Source organism: Maribacter sp. UBA3344, from assembly GCF_002362375.1.
GTDB lineage: Bacteria > Bacteroidota > Bacteroidia > Flavobacteriales > Flavobacteriaceae > Maribacter > Maribacter dokdonensis.
In genome coordinates, this window is the sequence record NZ_DERI01000003.1 from 18841 (window position 1) to 42762 (window position 23922).

Genomic DNA, 23922 nt, shown 5'->3' on the forward strand with positions numbered 1-23922 from the left:
ATAGGTTTTAATCCTTAATGTTGGCAGTTTTCATTATCAACAAAGATATTTTAATTGCCCTTTTTAAGGAAACAAACTTATTAACAGTTTGTTGTTGGTCAAGGTACGGTATACTACTAGTTTTTACGGCATTATGCTCATATAATTTTCATAAGTACATTAGTTATTAACTTTTACCGTTTTGAGTTTTATTAAAAGTACACCTGTTAAAACAAAATATTTCTGTTTGTAAGGCTACTCAAAATCTACCATGATCGTATCCCTGTAATCTAATCCTAATAGGGTAGAGGCTCCGCCTACGGTAGTAAGGTTACTTTTAAATATTGCCAATTCTATATAGTTAGATGAATTAAATATCGCCAATAAATCTCCTGCACTTTTTCTCTGGCTCTTCTCTAAACTGTAATCGATAAAATGATTATATGCTTTATGGATCGTGTTTATTTTATGGTTACGAACCAATAGCGTATACGGTCTATCTTTGCGATAAGCGTCAAATAGATTTTTTCTAATATTAGTTACCACATTGCCATAGTTGTCTATATAAATGACACTGCCAATAATTTTTTTGCCTTCTTCGGTAATTCTAGGTGAAAACTCCCTTAGGTCCCTTAGTTCGGTAAATGGCTTGCCTACCAATTCTAAAGTACCTCCACGGGCTATATGACAGGCAACTTGTATAAAGACATTGAGCACGGGAAAAGAATTTGCAATGGAATCCGGTAAATTTATTTCAAACACTTTTTCCGGTGTCATTTCAGAAGTGATCAACCCTATAACACCGGTATTTGCACTTATAAAATAATGACCGTTTACCAATGCTACAATATGTTTATTGTCCGGGGTTTCTTCTGAGTCTACACCAACTATATGTATAGTGCCTTTGGGAAAACTATTGTATGAATTAGATAGCACGTAGGCACATTCTTGAATATTGAATGGCATGATGTCATGCGAAATATCAACAATTTTAGCATCGGGCAATTCGGTATATATGGAGCCTTTCAATACAGCTACAAAGTGATCTTTAAGTCCAAAATCTGTTGTGAGGGTAATTATTGCCATACAGCAATGTTGATATGTTTTTGGTTAGTCAAACTTAAAATTTGCTTAAATTTGATATACAAAACTAAACAAAAAAACAGCGATTAGAAATTAATATTCGCTAACTATAAATCATTATAAAAACGACTGTTTGAACGAGATAATTCTAGAACTTACCGAAATTAGCCCAAGAGAATTTTTTGGGCAGCAAAATGAGCATATTGATTTATTGAAAAAGTACTTTCCGAAGTTGAAGATTGTTGCCCGTGGCAATAAGATAAAGGCTTTTGGGGACGAAGAACTTCTGGAAGAGTTTGAGAGGCGGTTTGATATGCTTACACAGCATTTCATCAAATACAATAAATTAGATGAAAATAGTATTGAGCGTGTACTTACCAGCTCTGATGACGAAGAATTGAAGTCTTCAAAGAATAGTGGTGAAACTTTGGTACATGGTGTTAGCGGTAGGTTGATCAAGGCACAGACAGCCAATCAACGTCGATTGGTAGATGCTTCTAAAAAGAATGATATGGTTTTTGCCATTGGACCTGCCGGAACTGGTAAAACTTACACCGGCGTTGCGCTTGCGGTAAAAGCTTTAAAAGAAAAACAGGTTAAAAAAATCATATTGACCAGACCAGCGGTTGAAGCTGGTGAGAACTTAGGTTTTTTACCAGGTGATTTAAAGGAAAAGCTAGATCCTTATATGCAGCCTTTGTATGACGCGTTAAGGGATATGATCCCGGCGGAGAAGTTGGTGCATTATATCGAAAACGGAACCATACAAATTGCCCCAATGGCCTTTATGCGTGGTAGAACCTTGGATAATGCCTTTGTTATATTAGATGAGGCGCAGAATACTACCCATGCCCAAATGAAAATGTTTTTGACAAGAATGGGTAGAAATGCACGATTTTTAATAACTGGTGATCCAGGACAAATAGATTTACCACGTAGAACCATTTCTGGATTAAAGGAAGCTTTACTTATTTTAAATAATGTAGAGGGTATAGAAGTTATATATCTAGATGACAAAGATGTAATACGCCATAAGTTGGTGAAGAAAGTTATCGACGCGTATAAAACTATAGAACATCACAATTAAAAAATTTCATGGCAAATAATACTATTTACGAAACAGAATTTAATTTTCCTGGTCAAAAAGACGTCTATAAGGGCAAGGTACGATCGGTATACACATTAGAAAATGATAGGTTGGTAATGATAGCGACCGATAGGTTGTCTGCATTTGATGTGGTTATGCCCAAAGGAATTCCTTATAAAGGGCAGATTTTGAATCAAATTGCAACTCAAATGATGGCTTCTACCGAAGATATTGTGCCTAATTGGCTAACGGCAACACCTGACCCAAATGTAGCAGTAGGCGTAGCTTGTGAGCCTTTCAAAATTGAAATGGTTATTCGTGGATATTTATCTGGTCATGCCGCTAGGGAATATAAGTTGGGCAAAAGAATGCTTTGTGGCGTTGCAATGCCAGACGGAATGAAGGAAAACGATAAATTTCCCAATCCGATAATTACACCTGCGACCAAAGCGGAAATGGGTGATCATGATGAGGATATTTCTAAAGAGGATATTTTAAGTAAAGGGATTGTCTCTAAAGAGGACTATGCCTTACTGGAGAAATATACTTATGCTCTTTTTGAAAGAGGCACAAAAATAGCTGCAGACAGAGGTTTGATTTTAGTGGATACCAAATATGAATTTGGAAAAACCAAAGAAGGTGAAATTGTACTGATAGATGAAATACATACCCCAGATTCTTCAAGGTACTTTTATTCTGAAGGGTATCAGGAAAGACAAGATGCCAATGAGCCTCAAAAACAATTGTCAAAAGAGTTTGTAAGACAATGGTTGATTGCCAATAATTTTCAAGGTTTGGAAGGACAGACGGTACCTGAGATGTCAGATGAGTATATTGAATCGGTTTCGGAAAGGTATATTGAATTATATGAGCATATCACCGGAGTACCTTTTGTAAAGGCAGACACTACGCATATTCATGATAGAATCAACAGAAACGTTTTAAATTATCTTGAGAGTCTATAGTGTTACCTTATCAAAGATTTGAACGTAAAGTTTTTCTTTTCTTTTAATCTTGAAATGATTTTTAAAAAGGCGACTGCTGTTATGTAAGCGTCGCCTAATGCAGTATGCCTATCTTTTTTGGAGATAGAGAACTTTTCTGCAAGCTCATCTAATGAATACTGGGCTTTGGGCTGCACCAAATAAGATTTTAAAAGGGTTTTCTTATAAATTACACCGGTATCTAAGACCTTGTTTTTTAATTTGGGTAAACCATGTCTTTCTAATGCAGTATTTAGCATCCCCATATCAAAACCTGCATGGTGCGCAACGATAATGGCATTGCCAACATAGGCCAAGAATTTTTCTAAGGCTAAAATTTCTTGAATACATTCTCGTTGTCCATTTTTCAATAAACCGTGAACAGGAACGGTTTCTTTATTGAATTTTTCTTGTTCCAAATAAATATCAAAGACTTCCTGTACAGAGATGGTTTCCCCTTTGACCTTTACAGCACCTATTGAAAGTATTCTGTCTTCTTCAAAACTAAATCCGGTGGTTTCTGTATCGAGTACTACAAAAACAAGTTCATTGAAATTTTTACTTTGAGGTTCTTTAAAAAGGTTCTCGTATTTCAACCAAAAATCAGGTAAATGCTTGGGTGTTTTTTTAAATAGCCTCATTATCCTAAAATATTGGTGACCTTAAAACGAAGCGTGATCAATTCTTGTATTTCCTTTATCGCTTTAAAGGTGCGCTTCAATTTCATTTTTTCTTGTTTTGTCAATTGCTCCAATTCAATAAATCTACCAGAATCATGATGTAAAAGCCCTTGTCTTGTTCTAAATTTAAGTAAAGCCTTTGTAGCGTAAGAACAAGCTAAATATAATTCTTGATTGTTTGGTTCCAACTCCGCCAACTTTTCATAACGCTCCCAAGTGTTGCTAATAGCTTTTACTGAATGCGATAATATTAATACTCTGGCAGCATCTATCAAAGGTCTTAATGCTCTACTTTTTAAATCGAAAAAATCTTTATGCTGTCCATCCTGCTCTACTAAAAACTGTCTAAAGAAGCCGGTGGGTGACGGACTCTGTAATGCGCCATTTGCCAAATGCACCAAGAAAATAGGGTACTTTTCTACAGTTCTAAATATGTGTTCAGACATGTTGTCCAACAAACTTCTTTCTCCATAAGCCAAACTGTAATCAAAAAATATGGATGACATTAATACTTCATTTGGTCCAGGGTTGCTGATCCAGTATGATAGTTTATTTTTCCATTCTTGTAAACTTAAACACCATTTAGGATTTGATGCCATCATATCTGCAGGGCAATATTCATATCCAATAGTATTAAGTCCTTTGGTTATATGTTTGGCAAGCTCTAAAAAATACGTGGTAGTCTTTGGTAAATCCTCTTCTGGCACATCTTCAAAAACTAAGGCATTATCTTGATCTGTATGTAACAATTGTTCACTTCTACCTTGACTTCCTAAAGCCAACCATGCAAAATTGGTTGGTGGAGGGGTGTCCATTTTTGCTATGGATATTTCTACTACTTGTTTTATACAGGTGTCATTAAGTTCTGAGATAATTTTTGCGATTAATCCTAGTGGAATATTTTGTTCCAAATACCCCGTTAAAAGCACCATAATACTTTTTCTGAGCTGCTTTATTTTCTTTATGCGCGTTGTTCGTTTTATGGCTTTGACCAAAACTGCGGGGTTGTCACCCAAGGAAACCATTACGTCATGTTTAGATAATATACCTAAAGCTGGGGTGTTTGGAGTACCGTCTTCGGTGATTACCAAATGACTGATGTTACTTTTCATCATAGCCATTTGAGCTTGTGTAATGGTTAGATTTTTTGGGTAGGTTATTACCGGTGAAGCCATAATGGTCTTTACCGATGCGGTTATAGGCTGTTTGCCCGTTATTACCTTATTTCTAAAATCTTTATCTGTTATGATACCTACAGGTAGTTCTTTGCTGACAACAAGAATGGATCCAATTTGCTTTTTGGTCATTATCTCAGCTGCCTTTTGTATGGTAGTACGTGTGGAACAGGTAATCAGCTTTTTAGAATAACTAGCTAATTGTAAATCTGGTAGTACTACTTCATTATTGGTTGCTTCACTGTCTTCCGTATCGTAAAGCTGACCTTTTTGACTTTTGGCGTAAGGGTTGCGCGTATTGGAGGCAAAACTCTCCATTAAAAAAATCGTTACCTGCTCGTTCTGTTTTGCAATTGGTTTGAATATGTCTATAGGAATACCATAGATAATAGATTCTTCATGTGCTCTAGCCTCTAATTTGTAGTTTTCATTGGCAAAAAGCGGTCGTAGACCAAAAATATCGCCTTCATCGCAATAGTCAAGAATATTGGAGGTCGTAGGGTTGTTCAACGTTACCGCGCCCTTATGAACCAAATAGAAATGAGCGTGTTGGTTTTCATCGACAGAGAAAATGATGCTGTTTTTCTCTTTATAAATAATGACTACGTGTTCGGCCAATTGAAATAATGACTTATGGTCAAGTGCGTTGAACGGAGGGTAATTCTTAATAAAATCCGCTACTCTTTCAGAAATAAGATTTTTCATAAATTAAAGTTAGCGGAATTAAAGATGATAAAAAAGGTCCGGACAATGTTTGCGCTTTTATGACAAAAACCAGCTTGTTTTAAGCTTAGCAATCACTTAAGAAAACGCCTACTGCAAGTCCGCCTTCAGAGGTCTCTTTGTATTTGGAGTTCATATCCTTGGCGGTTTCCCACATGGTCTGTACAACTTTATCTAGCGGTACTTTAGCTGCAGAAGGGTCAGAACCCAATGCAAGTTCAGCAGCGTTAATAGCTTTAATGGCTCCCATAGAATTTCTTTCTATACATGGTATCTGTACCAGACCACCTATAGGGTCGCAAGTAAGTCCTAAATGATGCTCCATGGCTATTTCCGCAGCCATGAGAACTTGTTCTGGAGTGCCGCCTAAAAGTTCGGTCAAAGCTCCCGCTGCCATTGCTGACGAAACTCCTATCTCTGCTTGGCAACCACCCATGGCCGCTGATATTGTAGCTCCTTTTTTAAAGATACTTCCTATTTCTCCCGCCACTAATAAAAATTGTTTTACATGCTCAAAATTACCGGCATGGTTTTCAATGACCATGTAATACATTAATACGGCAGGTATAACACCTGCACTACCGTTTGTAGGTGCGGTGACTACACGGCCCAAAGAAGCATTTACTTCATTTACACTTAAGGCAAAACAGCTTACCCATTGCAAAATTTGCCTAAATTTTACCTCGGTTTGTCTAATGCTTTGCAACCATTCCTGCGGTGTAGAATAGGGTAGGTCACTTTTTAATTTGTTATGCATTTCAAATGCCCTGCGCTTAACTTTTAGCCCGCCGGGTAAAGTACCTTCGGTATGGCATCCGGTGTACATGCACTCTAGCATTGTGGACCAAATTCTATCAAGTTCGTGGTCTATGACCTTATCTTCTCTTAAGGAACGTTCATTCTGCAAAACAAGGTCAGATATCTTTAGGTCTTCATTTTTGCAGAACTCAAGTAGCTCAGTCCCTTTTTGCACAGGAAAAGGAAATTTTTTGAACATGTCAACTTTGCGCTTGGCATTTTTTCGGTCTTCTCCAATTACAAATCCACCGCCAATAGAATAGTAGGTTTTTGAGATTTTTCTTCCAGATTTCAATTTTGCCTGAAATTTTAGACCGTTAGCATGAAAGGGCAAAAACTTCTTATTGAAAATAATATGTTTGTCCGGATCAAATACAATACTGTACTTACCGTTTAAAAGCAACACATGGTCATTTTTTATTGAAGATATCATAGGGTCTATACTTTCAATAGGCACTAATTCCGGATCGGCACCCAATAACCCTAACATTACGGCATAGTCTGTGGCATGACCTTTACCCGTTAATGATAGGGAGCCATATAAATGTACCTCTACTTCTTCAACGTTTTCAAGATTGTTTTTAGAGTTTAACCGTGCCAGCCAACGTTCTGCGGCACGCCATGGTCCAAGAGTATGTGAACTGGAAGGACCAACGCCTATCTTTAACATATCAAAAACACTAATGCTTTCTATCTCCAAATCTTATTAGTTTTGTAGGCTAAGGTACAATGTTTCGGCAACCTTTTACCATACTAAATTGGCATATTTAATTTCCTTTAAAACATAATAATGACATCATGTCAGTTTTTTGTGCTTGGCATATTGTTTGTCATTTACATACCGATTGTAAAATAAAGCACTTAATTTAAAACATATAAAATGAGTAAGATTATAGGAATAGATTTGGGTACTACCAACTCCTGTGTTTCCGTAATGGAAGGTAATGAGCCAGTGGTAATTCCAAATGCAGAAGGAAAAAGAACTACACCATCTGTCATCGCTTTTGTTGATGGTGGTGAAATTAAAGTTGGTGATCCAGCAAAAAGACAAGCGGTAACCAACCCTCATAAAACCATTTATTCTATTAAAAGGTTTATGGGTAATAAATTTTCTGAATCAAGTAAAGAGGCAGGAAGAGTACCTTATAAAGTTGTTAAAGGAGATAATGATACGCCTAGAGTAGATATTGATGGTCGTTTATATTCTCCACAAGAATTATCTGCAATGATTCTTCAGAAAATGAAGAAAACTGCAGAAGACTATTTAGGTCAAGATGTTTCTCGTGCGGTTATTACTGTACCAGCATACTTTAACGATGCACAGAGACAAGCAACCAAAGAAGCTGGTGAAATTGCCGGTTTAACTGTAGAACGTATCATTAACGAACCTACAGCTGCATCTTTGGCTTACGGTATGGATAAAAAAGATACCGACCAGAAAATAGTTGTGTTTGACTTTGGTGGTGGTACACATGATGTATCTATATTAGAGTTGGGCGATGGAGTATTTGAAGTATTGGCTACTGATGGTGATACACACTTAGGTGGTGATGACGTAGACCAAAAAATCATTGACTGGTTGGCAGAAGAGTTCAAGGCTGAAGAAGGTTTGGATCTAAGAGAAGACTCTATGGCGTTACAACGTTTACGTGAGGCTGCTGAAAAAGCTAAGATAGAATTGTCTTCATCTGCACAAACGGAAATTAACTTGCCTTACGTTACCGCAACTGCTTCTGGACCTAAGCACCTAGTAAGAACTTTGACTAGATCTAAATTTGAGCAATTGATTGCTGATTTGGTAAAGAGAACTATTGAGCCATGTGAAACTGCTATGAAAGCAGCGGGACTTTCTAAGAGCGATATTGATGAGATTATCCTAGTTGGTGGTTCTACTAGAATACCAGCGGTACAAGAAGCTGTTGAGAAATTCTTTGGTAAAAAACCTTCTAAAGGTGTAAACCCAGATGAGGTTGTTGCTATTGGAGCAGCTATTCAAGGTGGTGTTTTAACTGGTGATGTTAAGGATGTATTGTTATTAGACGTTACACCACTTTCATTAGGTATTGAAACTATGGGAAGTGTAATGACAAAGCTGATTGAAGCTAACACTACAATACCAACGAAAAAATCTCAGGTGTTCTCTACGGCAGCGGATAACCAACCATCGGTTGAAATTCATGTATTGCAAGGGGAAAGACCTATGGCAAATGATAACAAGACCATTGGTAGATTCCATTTAGATGGTATTCCACCAGCAAAGAGAGGTACTCCACAAATTGAAGTAACTTTTGACATCGATGCTAATGGTATCATTAAGGTTTCTGCAACTGATAAGGCAACGAACAAAACTCAAGATATTCGTATCGAAGCTTCTTCTGGATTAACTGAAGAGGAAATTAAAAAGATGAAAGCAGAAGCAGAAGCTAATGCCGAGTCTGATAAGAAAGCGAAGGAAACTGCCGATAAGCTAAATGAGGCCGATGGTATGATTTTCCAAACTGAGAAGCAACTTGAGGAATTTGGCGATAAATTATCTGATGATAAGAAAAAGCCGATAGAAGAAGCTTTAACAGAGTTGAAAGCAGCATATGAGACAAAAGATATAGCTGTAATTACTCCTGCTTTGGATAAAATCAACGAAGCTTGGAAAGTTGCATCTGAAGAGATGTACAAAGCACAAGCTGAAGCTCAAGGTGGTGGTGCTCCTCAAGGAGAGCCAACTGCAGACGGTGGTGCTTCTGAAGGTGATAATGTTGAAGACGTTGACTTCGAAGAAGTAAAGTAATATAACTTTAACTTGATATATAAAAGGGGCGGTATTTACCGCCCCTTTTTACTTTTACGGTAATTTATTTTGAACCACGTATTATTAAAGTAATTTTACAGTATGATAAGAAAATACTTTCAGACATTTTTAATTGTTTTCATTTCGATTATAGGGACAATACAAAGTCAAGAGATTCAAATTTTCACTGTTGAAGATTTTGATTTGACGGGTAACGTAAAAAAGTGTTTGGTAAGCACCGACTATGGTAAAGAGGAATATGACTTTAATAAAAATGGTCTTTTGACAAAATCGGTTACCAGATATAATGATCAAGATTATGACGTGGTTTATTACAAGTACGGTAAAGGGGAGTTGTTAGAAAAGCGCTCTGAATCATACAGAAATAATACCTTTGATGCCAGTACGTCAATAGCTCATTTCTATGAAATAGATTCTACGGATAACCTTAAAATACAGGAACGGATATTTTCTTATGATAAACAGTTTTTAGATGAGTACATATATTATTATGACGAGTTTGGTGATTTAATAAGCATAAAAAGAACTAACAATGATGGTACGGATATTACCCAAATAGAACATAAGAAATTTAAAGGTGAGAATACGGTAACCTATCTATTGAACGAAGTACCTTTAAAATCTATTCGTACATCTACTTTAAAACCTAAAAATAAACCGGTACAAAAAGTTGTGTTGACCAAAGAGTATTTAAATGGTGAAGAGAATTTCGCTTTTGAGGAGGTTTATAGTTTAGGTGGTAAGTTAATGGCTGAACAGGAATTTGAATATGATGGTGTTGCTGAAAAATTTGTACCTACCACTAGAACTACTTATGAATACGATGAGAAGGGCATGTTGGTAACCGAAACTGCAAAAAGAGGAGCGGGAATCATAAAAAAGGAATACATCTACCAATATGATAATTCAGAATTTGGCAATTGGGTTAAACAAATTGTGACACCTGATAATACCTATACCACTAGAAAAATCACCTATTACCCACTAGTGTCTAAAACGGTTGAAGAATAATACTATTGATTTTTCTTTATCCATTCAGTACGCAATAAACCATAACAACACGTGTTTCTTTTAAAGCCATCTAAGAGGTAGACATCCTTTCTTAAAATACCTTCTAAAACACATCCTAGTTTTTCTACTGCTTTTCTAGATGGGGTATTACGCTCGTCTACACGAAATTCCACTTTTTCAAAATCTAAAGTGGTAAAGGCATAATCAAGCATTAATTTTTTCATTTCCGTATTTAACCCAGTACCCTGAAATTCACGACCTATCCATGTAGAACCTATATGTAGTACTTTGTTTTTATAATTCATATTCATATAACGGGTGCATCCGGCATAAACACCTTGCTTTTTATCATATATTATGAATGGAATGCTAGTGCCTGCCGTTAATTGTTGTAAAGCTATTGTTATATAATTTTTTAAGCTGTTGGGCGTAGCAATATCGGACGGAGAATATTGAACTAAATTTTTTTGAGATGCTATAGGTATCAATACTTTGTAGTTATCCATTGTTAATGGACTTAACCTTACCCTTTCATTTTCTAGAGTTACTTGACCTTTCATTATACTAACTGATTTATAATTTCTTTTTTTACTTCGTGTACACCGTCAAAACTTATATGTTGAATTTTATCTCCAAATAACAAATGAATTTTTTCGCTTTCTTTTGATAATCTTTCAGGACTAAGATATTGGTCTTTATCTCCAATAATGGATATGACTTTGGTGTCTTTGTTTAAAAAGTTGAAATCTTGTTTCTTGAGTTCATTGGGCAAACCACCTGCGTAGATAATCAATTTTGAACATTGAAGTTTAGAATAAGCCAGATACCTTGTAGCTATTGAAACTCCTTGAGAAAATCCGAAAAAAATAATCTCACAATGTTCTGGCAAATTTTCGTTTTGCAATACCGCATCAATATAATTAAAAACGTTTATGGTTTCCAATGATGTATTTTCTTTGGTCAACCAACTTGCCCCCACATGTTTGTATTCATTTTTTAAATAGTATTTAGAAGGTGCTTGGGGTGCAATAATATAATTTTCTTCTTTGGGCAGGTCTGCAAAATATTTAAGGAAAAAACGGCTTAAGTACCCAATGCCATGGAAAACTAACCAGACACGTTTTGTTTGGCTATTTAATTCATTTAAAGTCTCATAGGTATTGGTGGTATTATATGAGACGTTTTTAACTTTCTTGTTCATGTATTTGCAATTCTTCTTAGCTTTTCAATTGGTAATGTAATGCTTAATTTTACAAAAAAAAGGATGAACGACTACAAAGAAAAAATTTTAAAGATCTGTAACGAAACTTCTAAGAATACCTTAATGGAAACATTGGATATTGAGTATATAGATGTTGGGGAAGATTTTTTATTGGCTAAAATGCCTGTTACGTCAAAAGTTCATCAGCCCGACGGTGTTCTCCATGGTGGTGCGTCTGTAGCACTGGCAGAAAGTGTTGGTAGTGCGGCATCCTATATATTTTTGGATGGAAATAAGTACTTTGTAAGAGGTTTGGAAATTGCTGCAAATCATGTAAAAAGCATAAAGGATGGTTTTGTTTATGCAAAAGCTACCATTTTACACAAGGGAAGAACCACACAACTGTGGGAAATAAAAATAACCAATGAAGCAGATCAATTAATCTCGCTTTGTAAATTAACTACAATAGCATTACCCAAAAGCTAGTATGCCGCAAGAACTTTTTGATCAAGTTGAAATCTGTTTAAAAGAACAGTTACCATTTGTATTGTATAGAAAGCCCAATAACGCTGAACTCATTGGGATATTTCAAAGTAACGATGAGGTTCACTATGTAAAAGATTTTACAGAAACAGGTTTCGTTTTTGCACCCTTCAATTTAAATGACAATGCCATATTGTTAAAGATGGATGTTGTTATTAAAGCTTTGTATGAGCAAAGTGAGATAAATGATCTTAACCAAAATTTGTCAGTAGCGTACAATGAAATAGAAAAACTTAGATATCTTAATTTGGTTTCATCTGCAATTAAAACTATTGACAAAAGTGATTTTAATAAGGTAGTATTGTCTCGTAAAATTGAGGTTGAATTTAAAGAAGACGTGTTAGAGGTATACCAACATTTGTTGAATACCTATAAAAAAGCATTTTGTTACTTCTGGTATCATCCAAAAATTGGTTTCTGGATGGGGGCAACGCCAGAAATATTGGTAAAAAGAAAAGGTTCTCAATTTTCTACTATGTCGCTTGCGGGCACACAGAACTCTCATAAATCTGAAATGCCAAAATGGTCAAAGAAAGAATTGGACGAACAACAATTGGTGACAGATTATATCTTAAATGCTTTAAAGGAAAAAACGGTTTCATTAAAAAGTTCTGACAGAGAATCTGTTAGAGCTGGTCAACTTTGGCATCTTAGAACGGAAATAAAAGGTACTTTTTCTCCTAATAATTTTGGTACTGTATTAAAAGCACTGCACCCAACACCTGCTGTATGCGGTACACCTTTGGCTAGCGCCAAGGAATTTATTTTGAACAATGAAATGTACGATCGCTCTTTTTATACAGGTTTTCTTGGGGAGTTGAATATTCAAGAAGAAGTATCAAGAAACAGAAATAGAAAAAATCAAGAAAACAGTGCCTACCGAAGTGTTGCAAAAACATCAGAGCTCTTTGTGAATTTACGATGTATGCAATTGCTGAAAGATAAAGCGGCTATTTATGTAGGTGGTGGAATCACAAAAGATTCCAATCCAGAAAGTGAGTGGGAAGAAACCTCATTAAAAAGCATGACAATGCTTCGTGTATTAAGCGGTAATTAGACACGCAATTTTTGGTATATAATCGGCATTGGTCGTATTTTTGAACTACATGAAATACTCTGCCATACCCACTGCACAAACTATAGTACAACATTGCCTGGCCAAGGAAATTGGTAATATTGTAATTTCACCTGGTTCAAGAAATGCGCCATTAACAATTGCTTTTGCGGAGAATCCATTTTTTAAGTGCTTTAGTATTGTTGATGAGCGATCTGCAGCATTTTTTGCCTTAGGTATGGCACAACAGTTAAAAGAACCTGTAGTGGTACTTTGTACCTCTGGTAGTGCACTTTTAAATTATTACCCTGCAATTGCCGAAGCATACTACAGTAACATTCCGTTGATTGTAATTTCTGCAGATCGGCCAGTTTATAAATTAGGTATTGGTGATGGGCAAACTATTGATCAGCGCAATGTTTTTAAAAACCATATAGGTTATTCAGCAAATTTAAAACAAGATGTAAGTCACGCCTCTTCAACAGTATTGCAGTTCAGACCAGATTGGTTAGAAGAGGGTACAATGGAAGATATTCAGCATGATGTTCAAACCTTTAATGACCAGCAACTTAATCTTGCTTTTGATATTTCGTTGAATTCTAATAGTCCGGTACATATAAACGCACCCTTTGAAGAGCCCTTGTATAACACAGTTTTAGAACCGACTGTTTCACCTCAATTAAATGTTGATGCTAATGAAATCGTAGATGTACCAAATTTAGAGCTTCATAGGGAAATTTGGAATGCAACTTCTAAAAAAATGGTTTTGGTAGGGGTAAACTCTCCCAATGAGGTAGAAAGTGAAATTTTAGATTTTTTAGCGAATGACCCTAGTGTTTTGGTATTGACTGAAACTACTTCTAACATTCATCATCCACATTTTTTTAATAGTATAGATTCTTTAATTGCACCTATTGAAATGCAATTGGATAGTGATGAGTTGTTCAAAAAATTAAGACCTGACGTATTGATCACATTTGGTGGATTAATTGTCTCTAAAAAATTAAAGGCTTTCTTAAGAAAACATAAACCAGATCATCATTGGCATATTGGTGGACAAACAGCGAATAATACATTTTTTTGCCTGAAAGAGCATTTGAAAATTTCTGTTAACCGTTTTTTTGATGAGATATATGCACAACCCATTAAAACGGATAGCGATTATTTTTTGAGTTGGAATAAGGTGAAACAAGGCTACATGTTAAAAAGAGAGGCGTATCTTAAAAAGATTCCTTTTTCTGATTTTTCAGCTTTTGGACAGTTGTTGCGTTCCGTGCCAGATAATTACATGTTGCAATTGGCAAACAGCTCTACTATTAGGTATACCCAATTGTTTGATTTGAACCCTTCATTAAAGGTATTTTGTAATAGAGGTACTAGTGGTATTGATGGTAGTACATCTACTGCCGTTGGTGCGTCTTGGGCATATGGTAGCCCCACTTTATTGGTTACGGGTGATTTAAGTTTTTTCTATGACAGTAATGCACTTTGGAACAATTATATAAAGAACAATTTTAGAATTATAGTAATTAATAATGGTGGAGGTGGCATTTTTAGGATTCTCCCTGGTAAAGATGATTCCAGTGTATTTGAAACCTATTTTGAAACACGTCATTCTCTTTCCGCTGAGCATCTGTGCAACATGTTTGGTTTTAATTATAGAACGGCTAAATCTTCTATAGAACTTGAAGAGGAATTAAAGGACTTTTACAAAGAAACCGTTCGTCCGATGTTACTGGAAATTACTACACCTACATTAATAAACGATAAAATTTTGATTGATTATTTTCGTTTCATATCTTAGTAGGGTATTAACCATTAATTATAACACATTTAACATGAGTAAAAGAGACGATTTAATAGAAAAGTATGCTGCGGATATCAAAGATAAATTTGGTGAGGATGCAGATATGGACTTGCTTAAAAAAGTAACTGTTGGTTTAGGACCATCTATTTACAATATTGATGCTTCTAAAGTATCTGGTAGTGACCAAAAAGAATTGGATACTGTTAAGAACAACTATTTGATCAAAAAATTAGGTCTTGCAGATGATTCTAAATTAGATGACGCTATTGCTACGGTTATGGAGAAGTACGGTTCTTCTAACAGAAATAAGCATAGAGCGGTAATCTATTATAAGCTTTGTCAACATTTCAATAAAGCATCTGTTTACGATAAATAGTCAGATGGCAAATAATATAAAGACCGTTATCTTTTGATAACGGTCTTTTTTTTGCTCCGGTATTTAAATATTTAAAATGTAATTTTGCAGCATGATAGAATTAGGACGTATTAACAACCTTGAGATTTTAAGAGACACCAGTGTAGGGCTTTTTTTGGGCGATGAAGAGGGCAATGATGTTTTGTTGCCAAATAAGTATGTGCCTACTGGGTATGAAATAGGGCAGAAGATAAAAGTGTTCTGTTATTTGGATTATGATGAAAGACCAGTTGCAACAACTTTAGAACCGGATATTATGCTCGGTGAATTTAGATTGTTGCAAGTTGCTGAAGTTAATGAATTTGGTGCTTTTATGGAGTGGGGACTGGAAAAACACCTGTTGGTACCTTTTAGGGAGCAGCGTGTTAAAATGAAAGAAGGGCAATGGTATGTTGTTCATTGTTATTTAGATGAGCGTTCTGGTAGATTGGTAGCGTCTAATAAGCTTGATAAATTTCTTAGTAATGACACCGTAGACCTAAAAGAATGGGAGCAGGTAGACCTAGTGGTTACACGGCAAACAGACTTAGGGTGGGAAGTGATCGTAAATGAAAGGCATAAAGGTTTGGTATATTTTAATGAAGTCTTTAAGCCAATTAATATTGGTGATGTAATACCTGGTTGTGTAAAAACGATCAGAAAAGATAATAAGTTGGATATTTCACTTCAACCACTTGGAGCAAAAGTATTAGAACCTGCGGCAAAAAAAATATACGAAGTCTTGGTTGAAAACGGTGGATTTTTAGGATTACATGATAAATCTGCACCGGAAGAAATTAGAGATGTCTTTCAAATGAGTAAGAAGACTTTTAAGAAAGGTCTGGGTACGCTTTATAAAGACAGAAAAATAAAAATAGAATCTGACGGTATCACATTGTCAGATGATTAGGTGTTAATTGTAAGAAAAATCTTAGTTATTTGATTTTCAACGAAATAACTTAAATAATGGTCAGGTTTATTGTGATAACTTACAATTAATTTTATTTTTGTGGTAAATGAAAAGTTATTAACAAATTTTAACTTACATTTAAGTTTTAAGCGCAAAATTTACCCTGTATATGCCTTTTATAGAAGAAAGTGATTTACTAGAATTACATAAAGATGTAGATAAAGCTCAAATTATCAATGAGCGTTTATTGGATCAAATAAAGTTTAAGAATAAAGAATTAAAAAAGAGTAAGATTCAGCGAAACATTTTTGCTGGTATTACAGGTCTTTTCTTAATAGGTGGTTTGGCTTTCACATCTTTTACCGCTGGTATTTCTAGTTCTGGAGGTTTTAACAGGAATAATAATAAAGATTTGGTTTTGACATCAATTGATAGTGTTGATGCATATAGAACGCGCTTGGAGAACCTAAAAGAACAGAATGAAGAACTTAGTTTAGTAAAGGAATTTTACTTGGCAAAAGAGTTTTTACAGAAAGAAAAGATATATTCGGTTCAGGTAAAATCATTTGTGGATAACAATGTAACATTGGCTTCTGAGGCATTGACCAATACACTTTTTGTAAAGACAAATCCTTTTTACTCTTATTCCTTAGGGAACTTTGAAACCCTAGAAGAGGCCCAGTCATTCAGAAAACAATTGGTTGATCTAGGTTTCAACGATGCTTTCGTAGCTTCTTACCAAGATGGTAAAAGAATTCAAATAGAAGATCCATATTAGTGACTAAAGTTAAAGCTTGGCTCAACGCTGCAAGGCTTAGAACGCTTCCCTTATCAATATCAGGTATTTTTGTAGGTACGGCATTGGCTGCATACTATGGTGCCACCAATGTAACTATTTTCATATTGGCCTTATGTACAACTATAGGCCTACAGGTGACTTCTAATTTTGCCAATGACTATGGTGATGGTGTTAAAGGCACTGATGGTGATGATAGAATAGGACCTAAACGCGCCTTGCAAAGTGGTTTGCTTACTGCCGCAGAATTAAAAAGAGGTATCTATATCAGCATTGTAATTAATGCAGTTTTAATCATTTCATTGATTTTCATATCGTTTGGAATTAAAGATGTTCTTTACCCTGTCTTATTTTTGGTTTTAGGTGCATTGGCCATTTGGGCCGCAATTAAATATACTGTAGGTAAATCAGCCTATGGTTATCAAGGTTTGGGAGATGTTTTTGTCTTTATATTTTTCGGATTGGTAAGTGTTTTGGGGTCCATGTTTTTGTACTTGAAATTTATTGATTTGTTTGCTGTGTTACCGGCAATTGCAATAGGACTTTTAAGTGTTGGGGTTCTTAATCTTAACAACATGCGAGACATTAAATCAGATACTGCCGTTGGTAAGAATACGTTGGCCGTAAAAATGGGATTGTCAAAGGCAAAGAAATATCATTATACCATTCTGGTCGTATCCTTTTTGTGTTTGTTTTATTTTCTCTTTACAACAAATGCCTCACAGTTACGTTATGTAAGTCTTGTAGGCTACCTACCAATACTGGTTCATTTAAAAAAAGTAGCTCTCACAAATAAGGCTGCAGAACTAGATCCTGAGCTTAAAAAATTAGCTTTAAGTACGTTTTTTATAGCGGTATTGTTTTTTATTAGTTATTATTATTTTTTGTAATTTTGAGTATAACCCACAAACCATTTTAAGTCTTGGAACAACCCATAAAAATTCTAATTGTTGAGGATAATGTAATCATCGCTGATGATATGCAATCTATGTTAGAGGAAATAGGATATGAAATAGTTGATAATGTAATTGTTTACGAGCAAGCAGTTGAGGTGTTAAAAACCCAGCAGGTTGACTTAGTTCTTATTGACATCATTTTAGCCTCTGATAAAACAGGTATAGACTTAGGTAAACATATTAGGGAGAATTATGACATTCCTTTCATTTTTGTAACCTCTAACTCTGATCGTGCAACGGTTGAGAATGCCAAGACGGTTAAGCCTAACGGTTATTTGGTAAAGCCATTTGAGCAACAAGATCTTTATACTTCTATTGAAATTGCCTTGTCTAACTTTATTTATGGCAAACAAAATGCCAGTAATGGAACGGCTAACAGTGGAAATACTGAAGATGTTGCCATGTCAAATTCAATTTTGAAAGATTCTATATTTGTTAAAAAACAACATTTATATTACAGAATTCAATTTGGTGATATTCAGTTTATAAAGGCGGATAATGTATATTTAGAAGTGAATACCGTGGATAAAAAATTTTTGGTACGATCACCATTAAAAGATTATTTAGAGAAGCTTCCCCAGAATAAATTTTATAGAGCACACAAATCATACATTGTAAATGTAGATCATATTGATGCTATCAATTCAAAGGATATAATGATCAATAATACATTGATTCCAATTTCTAAAGACTTTAAAGAATTTATTATTTCGGCAATGAATTCTTGATATAAGTTGATATATAAAAAAACACCTTTTTTAAAGGTGTTTTTTTTGCGCCAATCTTAGATGAAAGGTATTTTTTCATCGTTTAAATGTTATTTTTCATCGGTAAAATGCATGGCTGAACCACTTGTTTGCATTTCACAACAAATATTTGAGGTTACACAACAATTAATGCACGGTCCTATGGCTAATTCATAATTTTGATTTATTGATAATTGCCTATTGTTTTAGCCATATTGGTCTAAGGCAGCCAGTGTAAAGCGCAATTTTTAATGATTTAATAAAAAGTACGTAGAACACGCTTTTTGGGCTCGTTGTTATTTAATGATAATTTAATAACGGCTCACAACAAAAATTTAGTAGGGTCAGCTATTAGCATTAAGTTTGATTCGACTTTTATTGAGATATGAAAAAACCTTTTATTTTGAGATTTGTATGCGCTATATTTCTTAGTGTATTTATGTGCACTTTAGCGGCGCAAGATGGTGTAACGACTCAAAATGAAGATTACTACAAGCAGTTTCAAGATTTAGAGAACGGAGAATTACGTTCTTTCTTCTTTTTTAATACTCCAAATCGTTACAATCAGAATTCACCATATGATTGGTTAGATACCGTAAAAGTGTATTTGAACAGTTCTGAGAAAACTAAAGATTCTATTTCCATTAGGAATTATCAACTTATTGAGTCTCAGATATATTACGATTTGGGCAACTATGAGAAGAGTTTGGCTATTGCTAGACCTCTATACGATGACTTAAGTAATTTGGACCTAGATTCCAAACACATCATTTTAGATATTTTAGATAGTAATTATGCTAAGCTAGAACTTTATGATAAGCAAATAGAAATCAGAAGGGTAAAGCGTGAATTGGGTTTAACCGATAATGTTGCCTTTTATGATATTTACGCGAGTCTTGGTCAGTATAGAAAAGCTATGCGAGATTACATGACCGAAGAAAAGAAAGAGCTTAAAGATGATGATTACTACGGGCTTGCAATTTACAATAATACAATTGGTAATTATTTAAGACAAGATAAATCTACGCCTACGGCGCTTAGCTACTTTAAAAAAGCAGAGGGTTTAATCAAGGTTTTTCTAAGTGATGTTACCAATCAACATTCCGATAAGGAAATTGCCGATGGCAGAATTTTAAACGGAATCATTATTGGTAACATTGGTAAATGTCATGTACAACTGGGTGAATATGAAAAAGCAATTCCGTTTTTAGAAGAGAGTAGGGAAATTATTAGAAAATATAATAAGAGTAAGTTTTCATCTGATATTATTGAAAATACATTGGCGTTGGCAGAGTGTTATTTGAAATTGGATGATTATGCTAAGGCAACAGATTACTTAAGCGATGAAATGAACCCAATTAAATTGGATAATATTTTAAAGCGGAACAGAATATATGCGGATTATTATTTTAAAACCGGTGATTATCAAAACTCAACGGTTTATTTAAAGAAAAATATTAGAATTAGAGACTCTATAGATGCTCTTGCTTCTAATATTAAAAATCAGCAACTGACATCGGTAATTGAGCAAGATTTGGATAACTCCAAAAAAACTATGGAGCAACAAAAAGCTCAATTAGAAGCATCTAGAAAAGATATTAAGGCTAGGGATGATAAAATTAGCTTGGTTTTTGTTTCCTTGATATTTACGCTTATTGGCTTTGCCGGTCTGGTATATGCTTACTTAAAGAGTATTAAGAATCAACGTCTTATTGCCGAGCAAAAATTTATTATCGAAAACTCTTTGGTAGAAAAAGATTCTCTGTTGAAAGAAATACACCACAGAGTAAAGAATAACCTACAGATGGTTTCTAGTTTACTGAGTTTACAAACCAAAAATACTAGAAGCAAAGCTGCAATTGCCGCATTGGAAGAGGGTAAGAGTAGGGTAAAGGCCATGGCGCTTATACATCAAAAATTATATCAGAACGATGATTTATCGGTAATTGAAATGCAAGGGTATATTGAGAGTTTGATCAATAGTATTCAATCCGTATATAAAAAAGGAGGTCATAATATTAATATTACCATAGATGCCGAAGGTGTTGAGCTGGATATTGATAGAGCTATACCTTTTGGACTTATTTTAAACGAATTGGTATCAAACTCCTTTAAATATGCATTTCCCCATGATGATAGTAACGGTAAAATTTACATTCATTTGAGAAAAATTGCGGGTCAAGAAGGTTTCTTTGAGTATACGGACAATGGTATTGGCTTACCGGAAGATACAGATGAAAGAGCAAATTCCTCAATGGGTATTCGTTTAATGAACAGATTGGCAAATCAGCTGCAGACTTCATTGAATACAGATAAAACCAATGAAGGAGTTCGGTTTTGGTTTAATTTTAAATAAAATTACCTCACCTTACTTTTCATTACTACACGGTGTAATAGTTTAGGGAAAAAGCGTTTTAAGTAAATACCAAATTTTTCTTTTCCACCAATATAGGTTTCAAAGCGTTTCTTTTTAATAGCGCTAATGATTTCCTTAGCACATTTTTCTACGGGCATGCCGTTAAGAGTTGCATTGTCCTCTTTTTGTAGTGCGGTACCATTGGCGGTCAAAGCATTTTTGGCAACGTTGGTCTGTATAAAGCCAGGGCAGATGATAGATACATCAATATTGTCTTTCTCATGCTCCATTCGCAAGGCATCAAAGAAGCCGTGTAATGCATGTTTTGCACCACAATATCCAGAACGGTAAGGCGATGAAAATTTACCCATTAAGCTTGTGATGGTTACGTAATGACCTCTTTTTTGTTTTATGAAATGGGGTAAGGCGTGTTTGGTTAATTTTATGGTACCCAAATAATTGACGTCTATCATTTGTTGATAAACTTCAAATTTGGTTTCAACAATCAAAGAACGTTGACTTAATCCTCCATTGTTGATTAAAACATCAATTTTTCCAAATAGCGAAAATGCAGTATCGGTAATTTCTTCAAGTGATGAAAAATTGGTTAAATCTAATGGGAGTATTTCAACATTGTCCGGATTCTTGCAATTATTTTTAACTTGAGTCAATACACTTTCCCTTCTAGCCGAAGCTATTATTTTTGCACCCAGTGCGTTCAATTGATATGTCAGCGCTTCGCCGATTCCTGATGATGCTCCCGTTATCCAAATTACCTTTTCTTCCATTCTTTTAAATCCGTCGGTATTAAAGTGAAAATATAGCTAAATTTGAAGGATTATATGAAAGCAATTTTTAAAAAGTATATCCTAAATTTTAAAAATCCGAGCGGGACCTCCAGAGGAATTCTAAGAACAAAGGAAACATGGTTTCTATTCTTGGAGCAAGATGGTAAAAAGGGAGTAGGTGAGTGCGGATTGTTTAGGGGCCTTAGCTATGATGATGTTCCTGGTTATGAAGATAAATGTAATTGGGTTGTAAGTAATATCAATTTAGGGGAAGCGGAATTGCTTAAGCGATTATCTAATTTTCCTAGTATTCAATTTGGGGTTGAACAGGCATTTCTGTCACTGCGATCAAACGATCCTTTTCATCTTTTTGATTCCACTTTTTTAGAGGGCCAACAACCAATTTCAATTAATGGTCTGGTTTGGATGGGCGATAAAGAGTTTATGCATCAGCAAATAGAGAATAAGCTAAAAGATGGTTTTTCATGCATTAAAATGAAGATTGGTGCCATTGATTTTGATACGGAAATTGCATTGCTTAAATCTATTAGAGAGCGTTACTCTAAAGATGAAATTGAATTGCGTGTAGATGCCAACGGTGCATTTTCTGCAGAAGAGGCGTTGGCGAAATTAGAAGTATTGTCAAAACTTGATTTACATTCCATTGAGCAACCTATTAGACAGGGACAATGGAATGAAATGAAAGATCTTTGTGCTAAAACACCATTGCCTATAGCTCTTGACGAAGAATTAATTGGGGTTGTTGATGTAACAAAAAAGGTAACGTTGCTACAAACAATACAACCACAATATATTATTTTGAAACCAAGTTTAGTTGGAGGTTTTGCAGGTAGTAATGAATGGATTACAATTGCAGAAAGAAACAATATTAGTTGGTGGGTAACTAGTGCGTTAGAAAGTAATATAGGTTTAAACGCAATTGCTCAATGGACCGCAACTTTAGGTAATAATATGCCACAAGGTTTAGGTACCGGAGCTTTGTTTACTAATAATGTTAATAGTCCTTTAGAGGTAAGTAATGGCGGTTTGTTTTATAATAAAACTAAAAACTGGAATACGAATTTAATTGATGAAATATGTATATAGAACAGGCGTATAAAGGTTTAATTGATAATTGGAGATATTTAGTAGGAATATTGATAATTATTGTGGTGTGGCAGTTTTTAGGCTCCTTTCCGTTATTGGCTGCTTTGGCACTGGAAGAAGGTGGTATGTCTGCAATGATGAGTAATAGTATAGGAAAGATGTCCCAGGTATTGGGCTCCAATACATTTTTGTTCTACATGCTCTTAACCTTTGTTTTCGGACTTATTGCCGTTTTTCTAGTGGTTAAATTTTTGCATCAACAATCGCTTACCACATTGACCACTTCAAGAACTAAAGTTGACTGGAAAAGAGTAGCTTTTTCTTTCTTTTTATGGGCTTCAATATCTGTGCTTTTTATCGGTATAGATATTTATTTTGCGCCTGAAGATTATGAATATAATTTTCAATTAGAACCTTTTTTGATCTTAGCCGTTATAGCTATTGCAATGATTCCGTTACAGACAAGTATGGAAGAGTATTTAATGAGAGGGTACATGATGCAAGGTCTGGGCGTACTTACTAAGAATAGATGGTTTCCACTTCTCTTTACCTCTTTACTGTTTGGATTATTGCACATATTGAACCCGGAAGTGGATAAATTGGGTTACGGTATTTTGATTTTTTATATAGGAACCGGACTCTTTTTAGGTATAATTACACTTATGGATGAAGGTTTGGAACTTGCTCTTGGTTTTCATGCCGCAAACAATTTAACTGCAGCACTTTTAGTAACTGCAGATTGGACCGCATTTAGTGTAGATTCTGTCTATAGGGATATTTCAGAACCTGTGCTTGGTTGGGATATGTTGGTTCCTGTATTTGTAGTTTTTCCCATTCTTTTATTGGTTTTTTCAAAAAAGTACGGATGGACTAACTGGAAAGAAAAATTAACAGGTAAGGTGTTAACTGAAGAAGAATTTTTAAAGCTCGATAATTAAG

General features: G+C 35.0%; 22 protein-coding genes. 15 read left to right on the forward strand and 7 right to left on the reverse strand.

From position 1 onward, the window contains the following. Positions 1–234: 234 nt before the first annotated feature. The gene (locus B2Z27_RS01545) at positions 235–1065 is read right to left on the reverse strand and encodes an SAM hydrolase/SAM-dependent halogenase family protein (protein WP_286812300.1); all 831 of its coding nucleotides are present in this window, start codon (positions 1063–1065) and stop codon (positions 235–237) included. A gap of 130 nt (positions 1066–1195) precedes the next feature. On the opposite strand from B2Z27_RS01545, the gene B2Z27_RS01550 reads away from it, so the two are divergent. Beyond that, complete coding sequence (locus B2Z27_RS01550; protein ID WP_058103238.1) at positions 1196–2149, forward strand: PhoH family protein; 954 nt, start codon at positions 1196–1198, stop codon at positions 2147–2149. A gap of 8 nt (positions 2150–2157) precedes the next feature. Next, positions 2158–3114: a phosphoribosylaminoimidazolesuccinocarboxamide synthase gene (locus tag B2Z27_RS01555; RefSeq protein ID WP_286812301.1), complete on the forward strand. Its 957-nt coding sequence runs from the start codon at positions 2158–2160 to the stop codon at positions 3112–3114. Between the two features lie 2 nt (positions 3115–3116). Here B2Z27_RS01555 and B2Z27_RS01560 read toward each other — a convergent pair whose 3' ends face one another. From B2Z27_RS01560 to B2Z27_RS01570, 3 genes are all read right to left on the reverse strand, one after another. Continuing rightward, entirely contained in the window at positions 3117–3773 is a 657-nt protein-coding gene (locus B2Z27_RS01560; protein WP_058103236.1) for a 3'-5' exonuclease, read from the reverse strand. After that, the gene (locus B2Z27_RS01565; protein WP_215997480.1) at positions 3773–5692 is read right to left on the reverse strand and encodes a DUF294 nucleotidyltransferase-like domain-containing protein; all 1920 of its coding nucleotides are present in this window, start codon (positions 5690–5692) and stop codon (positions 3773–3775) included. The genes B2Z27_RS01560 and B2Z27_RS01565 overlap by 1 nt, the downstream gene beginning before the upstream one ends. Before the next feature lie 85 nt (positions 5693–5777). After that, positions 5778–7202 (reverse strand): L-serine ammonia-lyase, encoded by a 1425-nt coding sequence (locus tag B2Z27_RS01570; protein ID WP_286812363.1) that lies wholly within the window; start codon positions 7200–7202, stop codon positions 5778–5780. A 186-nt stretch (positions 7203–7388) separates the two neighbouring features. Here B2Z27_RS01570 and dnaK point away from each other — a divergent pair, with 186 nt between their 5' ends. Both dnaK and B2Z27_RS01580 read left to right on the forward strand, forming a co-directional pair. After that, positions 7389–9293 carry a molecular chaperone DnaK gene (gene dnaK / locus B2Z27_RS01575; RefSeq protein WP_058103234.1) on the forward strand — a complete coding sequence of 635 codons (1905 nt, stop codon included), beginning with the start codon at positions 7389–7391 and terminating at the stop codon, positions 9291–9293. 102 nt (positions 9294–9395) lie between these two features. Then, entirely contained in the window at positions 9396–10325 is a 930-nt protein-coding gene (locus tag B2Z27_RS01580) for a hypothetical protein (protein WP_286812302.1), read from the forward strand. 2 nt (positions 10326–10327) lie between these two features. Here the strand turns inward: B2Z27_RS01580 and B2Z27_RS01585 are convergent, their stop codons facing one another. Continuing rightward, a complete protein-coding gene (locus B2Z27_RS01585) occupies positions 10328–10885 on the reverse strand; it encodes a GNAT family N-acetyltransferase (RefSeq protein WP_286812303.1) in 558 nt (185 codons plus the stop codon). Then, positions 10885–11526: an alpha/beta hydrolase gene (locus B2Z27_RS01590; protein ID WP_286812304.1), complete on the reverse strand. Its 642-nt coding sequence runs from the start codon at positions 11524–11526 to the stop codon at positions 10885–10887. The genes B2Z27_RS01585 and B2Z27_RS01590 overlap by 1 nt, the downstream gene beginning before the upstream one ends. A 63-nt stretch (positions 11527–11589) precedes the next feature. Between B2Z27_RS01590 and B2Z27_RS01595 the strand changes: the two genes are divergently transcribed. The 9 genes from B2Z27_RS01595 (at position 11590) to B2Z27_RS01635 (ending at position 21088) form a co-directional block, all read left to right on the forward strand. Continuing rightward, positions 11590–12012, forward strand: a complete 423-nt coding sequence (locus tag B2Z27_RS01595; RefSeq protein ID WP_058104270.1) for a PaaI family thioesterase — start codon at positions 11590–11592, stop codon at positions 12010–12012. Position 12013: 1 nt separating this feature from the next. Continuing rightward, entirely contained in the window at positions 12014–13126 is a 1113-nt protein-coding gene (locus tag B2Z27_RS01600) for a chorismate-binding protein (protein ID WP_286812305.1), read from the forward strand. 49 nt (positions 13127–13175) lie between these two features. After that, positions 13176–14927 (forward strand): 2-succinyl-5-enolpyruvyl-6-hydroxy-3-cyclohexene-1-carboxylic-acid synthase, encoded by a 1752-nt coding sequence (menD, locus tag B2Z27_RS01605; RefSeq protein ID WP_286812306.1) that lies wholly within the window; start codon positions 13176–13178, stop codon positions 14925–14927. Between the two features lie 34 nt (positions 14928–14961). Continuing rightward, positions 14962–15306 carry a DUF2853 family protein gene (locus B2Z27_RS01610; RefSeq protein ID WP_071341864.1) on the forward strand — a complete coding sequence of 115 codons (345 nt, stop codon included), beginning with the start codon at positions 14962–14964 and terminating at the stop codon, positions 15304–15306. A 91-nt stretch (positions 15307–15397) separates the two neighbouring features. Beyond that, on the forward strand, positions 15398–16234 hold the full coding sequence (locus B2Z27_RS01615) for a CvfB family protein (RefSeq protein ID WP_074673285.1): 837 nt from the start codon (positions 15398–15400) through the stop codon (positions 16232–16234). A 169-nt stretch (positions 16235–16403) separates the two neighbouring features. Then, positions 16404–17012 (forward strand): SPOR domain-containing protein, encoded by a 609-nt coding sequence (locus B2Z27_RS01620; protein ID WP_058103226.1) that lies wholly within the window; start codon positions 16404–16406, stop codon positions 17010–17012. Next, positions 17012–17920: a 1,4-dihydroxy-2-naphthoate octaprenyltransferase gene (menA, locus tag B2Z27_RS01625; protein ID WP_286812307.1), complete on the forward strand. Its 909-nt coding sequence runs from the start codon at positions 17012–17014 to the stop codon at positions 17918–17920. The genes B2Z27_RS01620 and menA overlap by 1 nt, the downstream gene beginning before the upstream one ends. 32 nt (positions 17921–17952) lie before the next feature. Continuing rightward, positions 17953–18714: a LytR/AlgR family response regulator transcription factor gene (locus tag B2Z27_RS01630; protein WP_058103224.1), complete on the forward strand. Its 762-nt coding sequence runs from the start codon at positions 17953–17955 to the stop codon at positions 18712–18714. A gap of 421 nt (positions 18715–19135) precedes the next feature. After that, a complete protein-coding gene (locus B2Z27_RS01635) occupies positions 19136–21088 on the forward strand; it encodes a sensor histidine kinase (protein ID WP_286812309.1) in 1953 nt (650 codons plus the stop codon). Positions 21089–21090: 2 nt separating this feature from the next. Here the strand turns inward: B2Z27_RS01635 and B2Z27_RS01640 are convergent, their stop codons facing one another. Further along, positions 21091–21876 carry an SDR family oxidoreductase gene (locus tag B2Z27_RS01640; RefSeq protein WP_286812310.1) on the reverse strand — a complete coding sequence of 262 codons (786 nt, stop codon included), beginning with the start codon at positions 21874–21876 and terminating at the stop codon, positions 21091–21093. Between the two features lie 54 nt (positions 21877–21930). Here B2Z27_RS01640 and B2Z27_RS01645 point away from each other — a divergent pair, with 54 nt between their 5' ends. Together B2Z27_RS01645 and B2Z27_RS01650 are read left to right on the forward strand one after the other, a co-directional pair. Beyond that, a complete protein-coding gene (locus tag B2Z27_RS01645) occupies positions 21931–22983 on the forward strand; it encodes an o-succinylbenzoate synthase (RefSeq protein WP_286812311.1) in 1053 nt (350 codons plus the stop codon). After that, positions 22974–23921: a CPBP family intramembrane glutamic endopeptidase gene (locus B2Z27_RS01650; RefSeq protein WP_286812313.1), complete on the forward strand. Its 948-nt coding sequence runs from the start codon at positions 22974–22976 to the stop codon at positions 23919–23921. Before B2Z27_RS01645 ends, B2Z27_RS01650 begins: the two co-directional genes overlap by 10 nt. Position 23922: the final 1 nt, after the last annotated feature.